At 56.2% G+C, this 12,004-nt stretch carries 9 protein-coding genes and 1 pseudogene; 7 read left to right on the top strand and 3 right to left on the bottom strand.

Features of this window, described 5'->3' with window-relative positions; all coding sequences use genetic code 11:
• Together FKG94_RS22165 and FKG94_RS22160 are read right to left on the bottom strand one after the other, a co-directional pair.
• The coding region (locus FKG94_RS22165) for an efflux RND transporter permease subunit (protein WP_142929123.1) at window positions 1–1,781 on the bottom strand (1,781 nt) is incomplete at its 3' end.
• A gap of 4 nt (window positions 1,782–1,785) precedes the next feature.
• The gene (locus FKG94_RS22160; protein WP_142929122.1) at window positions 1,786–2,868 is read right to left on the bottom strand and encodes an efflux RND transporter periplasmic adaptor subunit; all 1,083 of its coding nucleotides are present in this window, start codon (window positions 2,866–2,868) and stop codon (window positions 1,786–1,788) included.
• Between the two features lie 674 nt (window positions 2,869–3,542).
• Here FKG94_RS22160 and FKG94_RS22155 point away from each other — a divergent pair.
• From FKG94_RS22155 to FKG94_RS22135, 5 genes are all read left to right on the top strand, one after another.
• Window positions 3,543–4,475, top strand: coding sequence for a bifunctional enoyl-CoA hydratase/phosphate acetyltransferase (locus FKG94_RS22155; protein WP_246125324.1), 933 nt, complete (start codon window positions 3,543–3,545; stop codon window positions 4,473–4,475).
• Window positions 4,472–5,650, top strand: coding sequence for an acetate/propionate family kinase (locus tag FKG94_RS22150; RefSeq protein WP_142929120.1), 1,179 nt, complete (start codon window positions 4,472–4,474; stop codon window positions 5,648–5,650). The genes FKG94_RS22155 and FKG94_RS22150 overlap by 4 nt, the downstream gene beginning before the upstream one ends.
• A 137-nt stretch (window positions 5,651–5,787) precedes the next feature.
• Window positions 5,788–6,888: an NAD(P)/FAD-dependent oxidoreductase gene (locus tag FKG94_RS22145; protein WP_142929119.1), complete on the top strand. Its 1,101-nt coding sequence runs from the start codon at window positions 5,788–5,790 to the stop codon at window positions 6,886–6,888.
• Window positions 6,889–7,054: 166 nt separating this feature from the next.
• Window positions 7,055–7,825 (top strand): isocitrate lyase/PEP mutase family protein, encoded by a 771-nt coding sequence (locus FKG94_RS22140; RefSeq protein ID WP_142929118.1) that lies wholly within the window; start codon window positions 7,055–7,057, stop codon window positions 7,823–7,825.
• A gap of 297 nt (window positions 7,826–8,122) precedes the next feature.
• A complete protein-coding gene (locus FKG94_RS22135; protein WP_142929117.1) occupies window positions 8,123–9,307 on the top strand; it encodes an acyl-CoA dehydrogenase family protein in 1,185 nt (394 codons plus the stop codon).
• Between the two features lie 37 nt (window positions 9,308–9,344).
• Here the strand turns inward: FKG94_RS22135 and FKG94_RS22130 are convergent.
• Window positions 9,345–9,631: pseudogene (locus FKG94_RS22130) on the bottom strand (IS5-like element ISCARN85 family transposase); the annotation flags it as partial.
• Window positions 9,632–9,842: 211 nt separating this feature from the next.
• Here FKG94_RS22130 and FKG94_RS22125 point away from each other — a divergent pair.
• Both FKG94_RS22125 and lepB read left to right on the top strand, forming a co-directional pair.
• Window positions 9,843–11,405, top strand: a complete 1,563-nt coding sequence (locus tag FKG94_RS22125) for a hypothetical protein (RefSeq protein WP_142929116.1) — start codon at window positions 9,843–9,845, stop codon at window positions 11,403–11,405.
• Between the two features lie 26 nt (window positions 11,406–11,431).
• Complete coding sequence (gene lepB / locus FKG94_RS22120) at window positions 11,432–11,986, top strand: signal peptidase I (protein WP_142929115.1); 555 nt, start codon at window positions 11,432–11,434, stop codon at window positions 11,984–11,986.
• Window positions 11,987–12,004 lie beyond the last annotated feature (18 nt).

The following is a 12,004-nucleotide window of genomic DNA, read 5'->3' as shown; positions in this document are numbered from 1 at the left end:
CGGTCGTCGGCGAGAACCGCCTGTTCCAGCACCTGCACGTCGGCAAAGGTTTTGCGAATATCCGTTCCCTCCGGCAGCCAGTAGTGGATCATAAACTTGGACATGGTCGACTTCGGAAAGAAAGAGCCCTGCACCTGGAAAAAACCATAGACAGCAGCGGACAGCAGCGCCGCCATCACCCCGAGCGTCAACCAACGCCGCCGCAGACAAGCTTCGAGCAGGCGCCGGTAGCGGCTAAACAAAGGACCGCCATAGACGTCCTTCAGCGCCGTCGGGGCGGCGCCCTCAGCCGCGGGTCCGGGGAGTAACCAGTAGCACAGCAGCGGCGTGATGGTAACGGCGATAATCCAACTCAAGGTCAACGAAAACAGCATGACCTGAAACAGACTGAGACAAAATTCACCGGTGTCGTCCTGCGACAGGCCGATGGCGGCAAATGCCAGTATGGCAATCACTGTGGCCCCGCACAGCGGCCACAGCGTCTGCCCCACCGCCTCGCGGGCAGCCTGCAGCCGCCGCACACCCGCCTGAATCCGCACCAGCATACCCTCGGTCACCACTATGGCATTGTCGACCAGCATCCCCAGGGCGATAACCAGAGCACCGAGGGAGACCCGCTCGAGTGCGACATCCGTTAAGCGCATCAGGATAAACGTGGCGATCACCGTGATCACCAGCACACCGCCGATAATCAACCCGGCGCGCAGGCCCATAAAGATCAACAGCACCACGATCACTATGGCAATCGCCTGCATCAGATTGACGGTAAAAGTACCGATCGCCTCAGCGACGATCTCCGGCTGCATATACACCGGATGCACTTCCAGTCCGACCGGCGTCTGTGCCCGCAACGTCTCCAGACGCGCCGCCACATCGGCGCCGAGTTCAGTGACACTGCCACCGGTGACCGTGGAGATGGCGAGGCTCACCGCCGGCGCGCCGTTAAATCGCAACACCTGCGCCGGCGGGGACAGGTACTCGCGACTGACCCGGGCCACATCGCGCAGGTAAATCAACTTGGCGCCGCCGGCGCCGGCCTCGCGCAGAATCAGGTTTTCGATGTCGCGCACCGCGCCGATTCCCACCGGCGAGTCGATCCGCACATAGTCGCCGCCCACCTGCAGGCGCCCGGCGGCGACCACAGTATTCTGCTGGCGCAGTTTGCCATAGACCTCGGCCTGGCTGATGCCGAATTGGGCCAGGCGGGCGCGGGAAAATTCCACATAGATGGCCTCGGGTTGTACGCCCCACAAATCCACTTTGGCCACATCGCGCACCAACAACAGTTCACGGCGCAGAAACTTGGCGTATTCGTAGATTTCCTTATCGCTGAAGCCATCGCCGGTAATCGCCAGCAGGACACCGAAGACATCACCGAAATCGTCGAGCACCCTGGACGCCTCGGCCCCCGGCGGCAGTTGTCGCTGGGCGTCGTGCACCTTGCGGCGCAACTGCTCCCAGACACCGGGCAGAGTGAACTTGTCATACTGATCTTTGATAGTGACGGTAATGATCGACAGACCGGCTTTGGAGACCGATGCGATTTCCTCTAACTGCCCCATGCGCTGAATCTCCGTCTCCAGCAGATCGGTCACCTCCTGCTCCACTTCCAGCGGTGTGGCACCGGGGTAATGGGTGACGACCAGCGCCTCCTTGATGGTGAACTCCGGGTCTTCAAGTCGCGACAGTTCGGTGTAGCTGATGCCGCCGCCCACCAGCAGCACCAGGGTCATCACCACCGTGATGACTTTTCTGTCGATGGCGTACTCGGCAATATTCATCGCCTCAATGCTCCGGGCGATCGGCCAGCAGCCGCACTTTGTCGCCCTCGCGCAAGTAGTGCACGCCGGCGGTCACCACCCGCATACCCAATGCTACGCCGGTGAGAATTTCGATCTCGCCGGCGCGCAGGCTGCCTACCTCCACCGGCACCGGGTTGACGGTCATAGTGTCCTCTTCAATGACCCAGACAAACTGTCCATCGCCGCCTGTGGGCTCGGCAAACACAGCGGCGGCGGGCAAGAGAAAATGGGTGGCCCCGTCGATAGCCGGCAGCGTCACATCCACTGAGACACTCATACCAGGCAGGACACTGAAAGCTTCAGGGGGCTGGAGCAGCATTACGATTTCGAAAGTCTGGGTCTGCGGGTCCGCCTCGGTGACAAACTCCTTCAACTCCAGCTCGAACTTTTCGCCGGGCAGTGTTTCAAAGCGCGCGACGGCTTCGATTCTGTGCTCTTCCTTCTCGTAGCGCTGGACGGTAATCTCCGGCACATTGACCACCACCTCGAGCTGCGCGTTGTTCTGCAGACTGACAATCGGCTGTTTGGCAGTGACATCCCCATAGTTCTCCACATAGCGCTTGGCCACCACCCCGGCGAAGGGCGCGCGCAGAAACGTATCATCGTAAGCTTTTTGTGCTTGTTCGGCCGCGGCCTCGGCAATATCCCGCTCGGCGCGCTGGCGGTCGAATTCCGATTGCGATATCAATTGCTTGGCCACCAGTTCCTGGGCCCGGCGGTACTCTAACTTGGCGCGTTGAAAGGTGGCTGTCGCCGCTTTCAGAGAGCTTTCGAAGTCGCGCCCGTCGAGTTGGGCGATGATATAATCGCGCTCGATTTCCTGGCCGTTGTGTACATTCAGATGAATCAAACGGCCGGGCACCTGAAACGCCAGGTCGACCCGCTCGGCGGCGCGTATCTTGCCCGGATAACTGCGCACTTCGCCACTGTGGCTGTCAGTAATCACCACGGTCTTCACCGGTCTGACCGGCGCTGCGACGGGTGGCGGTTCCGAGCAGGCCGCCAACAGCGCCGGCAGCAGCACGACCAGCCCCAAGGAACGAAAGAGTGTTAAAGCGACATTCATAGCGGCAACCGAGTGGTGTGGTTTCAACAAGAGGGGCTAATCCGGTGCAAAAACTTTATTCATTAAAAAAGTTTCCGGCATATACTCCGGCATATACACTGTCCAGCAAAATTAAGTTATCGGATACCAGCTTGTCCAGTAACAGGTTATGCAGTAACAGATCGTTCAGTGAACACGACACCACCACTGCGGTGCTTTCGACAGGAAAGTGTTCACAAGAGATCAACACAACACCTTAACCAATTGTGCTTGCAGTTATATTGACAGGTATCAAGAAAATCCAACGCGGCAGGGACGGGGTTGATCAGCGCTTCGCTGCCAATGCCAAATTCGGCAACAACCCAATAAGCCAACAACCCCTTGGGCCAACAACAAAGTGAAACTGGGGTTTTTACTGAACTTCGCAGACTCGACTCTTCTTGACTCCCGTCAATCTTCCAGTCCTGCAATCTGTTTATGCTACAGCCATGTCGGTCTGTCTCAGTCCCCGGGCGCCCGCCCCAGCACCGGGAGCGTCATCAACGTGAAACCCGCCCTGAATAAACTGGAACCAAACGCCGGCAAGCGGAACCAAGCTACTGCAACCTGCCGAACGGCCACTGCCGCACTTCGCCGGGTACCTGTTAACCGGGCCACGCTTTGTGCGTTGCCGCACCACACGGACAATCGACACTGTGAATGAAACCACTACGCCACACCACACCCACCTGCAGCGCCTGCTGGACGCCGCCCGCAACAGTCCGCCCATACCCACCGCAGTCGTACATCCGGTTGACGAGGAGTCGCTGGTAGGTGTTGCCGCCGCCTCGCAGGCCGGTCTGATCACGCCGGTATTGGTCGGACCGGAGGCGAAAATCCGCGCCGCCGCAGAGGCCGCCGCGGTGACGCTGGACAACTGCGAGATCATCCCCGTGCAACACAGCCACGCCGCGGCGGCCAAGGCCGTGGAGCTGGTGCACGCCGGACGCGTGGCGGCGTTGATGAAAGGCAGCCTGCACACCGATGAACTGATGCGGGCGGTGGTGGCCGGGCTGCGCACCGAGCGGCGGATCAGCCATGTGTTTGCCTTCGATGTACCCAACTATGCCCGACCGCTGTTTATCACCGATGCCGCGATCAATATCCGCCCCGACCTCGACGCCAAGCGCGACATTGTCCAAAACGCCATCGACCTGGCGCTGGCTCTCGGTATAGACACGCCGAAAGTGGCGGTGCTGTCGGCGGTGGAGACGGTCAACCCCCGCATTCAATCCACCCTGGATGCCGCGGCACTTGGCAAAATGGCCGATCGCGGACAGATCACCGGCGGGCTGGTGGACGGACCGCTGGCGTTTGACAACGCCGTCTCCCCGACCGCCGCGCGCATCAAACATATCGTCTCCCCGGTGGCCGGGCAGGCGGATATTCTGGTGGTGCCGGATCTGGAATCGGGCAATATGCTGGCCAAACAACTGGAATACCTGGGCGGTGCCGAGGGGGCCGGTGTCGTCCTCGGCACCCGGGCGCCCATCGCCCTGACCAGCCGCGCCGACGATACCACCAGTCGCCTGGCGTCCTGTGCGCTGGCCAAGTTGATGGTGCGCCACCGGGAGGCGCTGCTGGTATGAATCTGCTGGTCCTGAACAGCGGCTCGTCGAGTATTAAGTTTGCGCTCTTCTCGCGTGCGCCCGGGGCCGATCCGGTGCTGGCCTGTCGCGGGGAGATCGAGGGCATCGCCGGTGGTGTGCAACGTTTTTTCGCCGTCGACGCCGACGGGCAGGCGTTGCTCGATACCTCTTCAAGCGCCCAACACACCCACGCCGGCGCCCTTGCCGACCTGCTCGACTGGCTCGAGCAACAGCGCAGTCTCGGCGACCTGGGCGCGGTGGGTCACCGGGTGGTACACGGCGGGCAAAGCTTCACCGCACCGGCGCTGATCGACGCCGGTGTGTTAAAGGAACTGGCGGCGTTAATTCCACTGGCGCCGCTGCATCAACCCCACAACCTGGCGGCGATTCGCGCCCTCGCCGTGCGCAACCCCGCGATCCCCCAGGTCGCCTGTTTCGACACGGCCTTCCACCATACCCAGCCGGCGGTGGCTCGCCACTTTGCCCTGCCTCGGGATCTGACCGCCGCAGGCGTATTGCGTTACGGCTTTCACGGGCTGTCGTATACCTATATCGCCGGCGAGCTGGCGGCAGCCGGCGCCGGCAGCGGGCGGGTGATCGTCGCCCACCTGGGTAACGGCGCCAGTATGTGCGCGCTGCGCGACGGCCGCAGCCAGGCCACCAGCATGGGCTTTACCGCGCTCGACGGCCTGCCCATGGGCACCCGTTGCGGCGCACTGGACCCAGGGGTGGTGCTCTACCTGCAGGAGAACCTGGCCATGAACGCCGCCGAGGTCAACGAACTGCTATACCACCGTTCGGGCCTGCTGGGGGTTTCCGCTGTCAGCAACGATATGCGGGTCCTGCTCGCCAGTGACGATCCCCGCGCCGCCGAGGCGGTGGCGCTGTTTATTTATCGAATAGGCCGCGAACTGGGCTCACTGGCGGCCGCACTCGGCGGTCTGGACGCACTGGTGTTTACCGGCGGCATCGGCGAGCACAGCGCGGAGGTGCGGGCGCGGGTATGTGCGGCCGCCAAGTGGCTGGGCGTGCGCCTGGACGAGGCCGCCAACGCCGCCCATGCCGATATCATCAGCGCCGCCGGCAGCGCCGTGTCGGTACGGGTGATACCGACCGACGAAGAGCGGGTTATCGCCCGCAGCACCTGCGCGCTGTTGGATCGCAAAACCGATTGAGAGACACGCGCCGCCGCGGCCATGCCGGGGTCGCGGATGACCTTGTTCAACGCCGCCATAATTCATCATATTTGCGCCCCTTTTTTACCCGATTCCGCTGGTTAAATACCCGCTCGTCAGGAGCATACAGGTGAACCATGAAACACTACGATCTGGCGGTGGTGGGCGGCAGCTTCAGCGGCCTGGCCTGCGCCCGCAGCGCGGCGGCGAAAGGCGTGCGCACTGTCGTATACGAACGCAAGCAAACCCCCGGCGCCTACACGCAATCAACCGGGATATTCGTCAAGGAAATTGCCGAGTCATTCGGTCTCCCCGCTCATCTCACCCGCAAGATCAACGGCATTCGTCTCTATTCTCCGCGGCTCGACAGTGTCGATCTGCACTCGGAGCACTACTACTTTCTCGCCACCGATACCACCGGCGTGCTGGACTGGATGGCCCGCCAGGTAAAAATCGCCGGTGGTCTGGTGCGCTGTGGTGAAAAAGTTGACGCCATTGTCAGGACCCCGCAGCGCCTGCTGTTGACACGTCAAAACACATCCTGCAGTTACCTGGTGGGGGCCGACGGCGTCACCTCCACGGTGGCGCGACAATTTCACCTCGGCACGCATAAACATTTTTTGCTGGGTGCGGAATGTGTGGTAACGGGATTCGAGCGACTGGACCCGGACTACCTGCACGTCTTTCTCGACGCCCGCTATGCGCCGGGGTATATCGGCTGGTTGTTGCACGGCGTTCACCACACACAGGTGGGTGTGGCCGTGCAGTATCCAAAGCGCCCTGCCCTGGAGCCATTTCTGTTGCACTTGCAGCGCCATTTTGGCGGCAGCATAAAGGTGCTGGGCAAGCGCGGCGGTTTTATCCCTTGCGGCGGCGTGGTGCGGCCGTTTGCGGGGGATCGCGTCTGCCTGCTCGGCGATGCCGCCGGCACCGTCTCGCCCCTGACCGCCGGCGGTATCCATCCGGCTATCGATATCGGCGAGCGCCTCGGTGCGGCGGTCGCCGACTACATTCACTACCAGGGTGCAGCGCCGCACCAGGTCATCGAGGAGGCTCTGCCCGATTACCGGTTCAAGCGCTACCTGCGGCTGCTCAATCGACACATTGTGCCACCTAACTGGCTGCTAAACGCTTGTCTCGGCAACCCGGTGTTTCAGCGCATGGCGCAGATTATTTTCTTTCACCACCGGGGTCTATTGTGCAAGGAGGCCTGGAGAGAAATTTTATCCAGCCGCTGACTCTAGCCAGTCGCTGACTATATCCGGTTGCTGGTTGTGCTCAGTTGCCGGCTGTCTGCCAGATATTAACAACAGCCACTTCCGGACCTCATCGCCGGCACCGCCTTGCATTAGCGGAAATGAGGTCGTAAGTTAGCGGGTGTATTTGACAGATGAGCCAGAGACCATGAACCAAGCAGCCAAAGCCCGCACTTTTACCGAACTCCACAACCCCGGACAACCGCTGGCACTTTACAATATTTGGGATGCCGGCGGTGCCGCGGCGATCGCCAAAGCGGGTGCCAAAGCCATAGCGACCGCCAGCTGGGCGGTGGCGGCCGCCCACGGTTACGCAGATGGCGAACAGATACCACTGGCACTGGTATTGCCGATAGTGACGAGAATCACCGAGACCACGACGCTGCCGGTTACAGTGGATTTTGAAAGCGGTTACGCCGCAGCACCGGCAGCCGTGGCGGCCAATGTTAAACAGGTGCTGGAGGCGGGCGCGGTCGGTATCAACTTCGAAGACCAGATTGTCGGCGGCAGTGGTCTCTATGCCACGGCGGCGCAGTGCGATCGACTGCGCGCGATTCGCGAGACCGCCCAGGCACAGGGGATACCCCTGTTTATCAACGCCAGAACCGATCTCTTTCTCAAGCAGAGCGACTCCAACAAACACGCCGAGTTGATGGAAGAAGCCAAAGCGCGAGCCGCCGCCTATGCGGAGGCCGGCGCCAGCGGTCTGTTTGCGCCGGGCCTGGCGGACGCCGAGCTGATCGGCGAACTCTGTGAAGCGGTTAAACTGCCTGTCAATATCATGATGAACGAAAACGTCCCCAGCCCGACGGAACTGGCTACCCTCGGTGTCGCCCGTATCAGTTGCGGGCCGGGGCCCTACCGCATTGCCATGGCGGGACTTGCGCAGGGATGGCGCCAACTCAACGGTGAAGCTTAGCGGCGCTTGTCGCGCCGGTTAAGTGCCGGAGTTAATCAGAACTTGTTATGTTACCGAAAAATTAGGCACACATTACCCACTGCTATGGCTGGCAGAAAACCGGTGTAGATAATACGTAGCCGATACCGGGTGAATATGACTGAAGTTGCAATTAGAGACTGGCGTAGCTGTAGCGGCGAGTTTATGCTATGAAAGTGTGTTTCATAGCATACGCGATGTGACCTATAGTCGACTGGCCGTTATCGTCGCCTAGAACTCCCTTTAACAGCACCTTTACAGTGGACCGGTCAATAAGCCATGACTAAAGATGATTGCAAACCTCCTGACCCGGTCGCCAGCGCCAGGCATTTTCAACCCTTGTTGAAAGACCGCGCTGACGAGATTGAAGTCGCGCGCAGAATCCCGCAGGATATCGCTGACGCATTTGCTGAGGCCGGTTTCTATGCGCTTTGTGTCCCAGCAGACTATGGCGGTCTGGAGGCCTCCCCAATCACACTGATCGATGTGGTTGAAACTCTGGCTATCGCTGAGGCATCTTCCGCCTGGTGTGTGTTTATTGGGGCTACGGCCGGGCTTGTCTCCGCGTATCTTCCCAACGCTGTTGCTTCGTCTGTCTACGGTCCCTCATCGAAAGCCTGGTCGACAACTATTTCAGCAGGCGTGTTTGCGCCACGCGGTCGGGCGCTGATTGAAAAGGACGGTTACCGTGTCAGCGGACAGTGGCAGTGGGGATCGGGTGCGACAAACGCCGAATGGGTGATGGGCGGGTGTATAACGCTTTGCAATGGTGAGCCGGAGCTGATGGCCAATGGGTTGCCGGCGAATCGGCTAATGCTGGTGCGCGCCTCAGAAGTTGAGTTTCTCGACAACTGGCATGTGTCGGGCCTTTGCGGCACGGGTAGCGCAGACTTCGCCATTCACAACCAGTTGGTACCCTTCGAGCATTCTGTCAATCTTATGACTGACAGGCCCTTACCGCGTCCGCTCTATGCTTTTCCTATTTTTGGCTTACTCTCTATTGGGGTAAGCGCGGTGATTTTAGGTCTCGCAAGAGCGGCTATTGACGAGCTTGTCAGCTTTGCCGGCAAAAAAACGCCGGATGGAACGCGTAAAACCTTAGCCGGACGGGCAACAGTGCAAAGCGATATTGCCGAGGCTGAGGCGCTGTACCGATCCGCCCGGCTTTTCCTGCATGACACTGTTGCCAAAGCCTGGGAAGTGGCGCAACAACAGGGAGAGCTGACACTGGAACACCGGCGTGATATTCGCCTGGCCGCATCCCATGCGGCTAACAGCGGTGCCCGGGCGGTGGACGTTGTCTATCGCCTGGGTGGCGGTACCTCTGTGTATAAAGCTTCTCCATTACAGCGCTACTTTCGCGATGTGCATACGGCAACCCAGCATATGGTTGTTGGATCGACCACTTGGGAGCAGGTAGGCCGCCTGTTTTTAGGGGTTCCCTCGGATACGACAATGCTGTAAGCGTGTATGTAACACCAGCTGTTTGTATCAGCTTGTGTTAGGGCCTGTTCACACTAATTAGCTTGTCAGCGATGGGTGAAAAATTAGTAAAAATCTGAAAATCATATCCAGCCAGTCAAAACGACTGAAAATTCTTCGGAGGCCTTTTAATCGTCGAAATAATCGTTCGACCTCATTTCTTTTCTTATACATCTCTCGGTTGTACTTCCATGGAGAAAGGCGATTGCTGTTTGGTGGTACAACCGGCTCCATCACTAAATCAAAGACTAACCGCCTTGTCTCATCGCCTTCATAGGCTCTATCCATGATCACCTGTGTACCTTCCCAGCCACTGTAGAGTTATTGTGCTTAAACTGCACTTGCCAAATTTCACTAGGATGTTGACAAAAACAACTTTCTAACGATTATTGACAAGCACAACGATTAAAATATTTTGAACATATAGGGCTTTCGCATCGAATATATTTCCAGATAATGCTAGGTTCCAAGTCGACATACCTATAGTTATTTTTCAAACTATAAGGAGGGTTCTATAATGTTTGACCATAAAAATCAGCGACTTTTTTGTATCACTGGCGTGTTAGCATTAAGTGTTAGCATCGGAAGCAATGCTAAGATTATATCAAATGAGGTTAATATAAAGAAAGAAAATTTCAATATTGTGGAAATTTTCGATGTAGAAAGTGAAGCACTTAAGTATATTAACAGTGTGACCGCAAAGGTTAAATCGTCTACCTCTGAGGATCGAGAGAAAAAACTTGTAGAACTCGCTCTCTTACTGGATTACTACCAACAAAGATATAGCAAAGGGCCTGTTACCCAAGAAAAAATTCTCAACCAGATCCTAGACCTTTATTTAGAGGCCGTAGAGCTATCTGTCAAAGAGCAGAGAATTCGTTACACCCGACCTATTTCAGAGTTAGCTGTCAAATTACAAAAAAAGGCAGTTTTGACTGAAACCTTCAATCGATTCATGGAACTGACTGCCGATAAAAAAGGGGTATACCTAGCAAAAATCGACTACGCTGACGGGTTAGCTAATTTCAAAGATAGTTTAGCTATACAACATTTCGAATCAGCAATTGCCATGAGAAATCCAGTGGATGGTGTTGAAGCTTATTATCGGTACGCGAGATACCTTCTCGATATTGATCAACCTAAGCAGGCACTTGAAATACTGGACCAGTTTACTCTTGAGCAAAGAGGTATATATGGACACGTTGCTTTATTGCGACAACACATTATGCATCAACTAAAAATGGACACTTCTCAAGTCGATAATGAAATTGATCGATTGAGGAAAAAACTCAGTAAAGCCGCATTTGTCGGCAATCTACCCAAAGTCGTAGCTATATCAAGCAAACCACCAAAGAATCTGTTGGGATTAAGACCCGCCTATGCATTTTCTCACACGGCAGTTGCCGATGATTCAAGGGGTCCTCTCGCCAACACTTTTATCGTGGCACCACTATCGAATGTATCAATCACACCAATGTTAGTTAACGCAACTGAAGTTGTATATAACGAGGCTAGAGGTGAACCTCAAAATGCTAGAATTGCTGTAGCTTGGGCTATTCGAAACCGCGCAAATATTAACATGAACGGCTGTGACTTCTACCCAGGAGCTGAAGGGCAAGGGAATGTGGGAGCCTGCAGAACAGCTACGCCCGGCGGACCACAACCGCAATTTGTTAGTGACCATAAACGTTATAGTTGCGTCATTCACGGTGGCACAACAACAGTTGGCGCCAGTCATGAACAAATGAATGACGGACATGTAGACTTTGCGTCTTTGGATGCATCTGGATTTATATGGGAGCTAATATTTGTATTCAACGGCTGGTTTCCAGATATAACCTCATCCGACACCCCATCAGGTATATTTACCACTGGCGCTGTTTACCCAGTATCTGTCAACACTTCCGCTGGAAACCCAGCCGGCGCGCAAGAGTGGCGCAGCATTAACTACTGTGCGCAAAGAAGTGACTGCAAAGTGAGGCTTGGTAATATCGGTGGTGATCTCACTGACCCAGGTGACCCCTGCCCTGGGAGTGGTGGTCCATCAACAGATAATTTTTTCTGGGGGCGTAAACCTTGAAGATAATACAACTTGGGTAATCAACCTTGAAAAAGGCCACTACTGTAGCATCAGTGATGGCCTTTGGCGCCGCATTGCTCCTCTGGCACCTTGTGGAGGTCTACGTTGTGTACTCTGAATCTATGCAACCGACACTCGACTCAGGGGATATAGTGTTGTGTCAAAAGAAAATGAAGATACACTACGGCGACCTGGTTGTATTCAAACAGGAAAAATATAAAAATCAGAACACTGGTATCAAACGCGTTATCGCCTTGCCTGGCGATGACGTTGTCTACTTAAATAAAACGCTATTCATTAATAGTATCGAAGCTAAAAAAACTCTTGTAGGAAAGTTAAAGTCTGATAACATGAATGACTTACTCTACAGTCAGACCCTGTTTGACGCTAGCTTTAGTATTCACGAGTCTTATTTTGGAAAAAAACACACTGTACGGATAAACTCCTTAGATAGCTATTTTCTCATGGGGGACAATAGGGATCAGTCGACAGACAGCAGACATTTTGGTCTTATTCCAGAGACGTCTATAATATGTAAGGTGTTCGTAAGCCTTAATGGTAAATCATGGAAAAAGTTCTAATCTCATAGAGCAGAAAAC

Origin of the sequence: Exilibacterium tricleocarpae (genome assembly GCF_007004655.1) — a bacterium.
Classification (GTDB): domain Bacteria; phylum Pseudomonadota; class Gammaproteobacteria; order Pseudomonadales; family Cellvibrionaceae; genus Exilibacterium; species Exilibacterium tricleocarpae.
The sequence above is the reverse complement of the archived record's forward strand: the minus strand, read 5'-3'. Positions and strand labels throughout refer to the sequence as shown.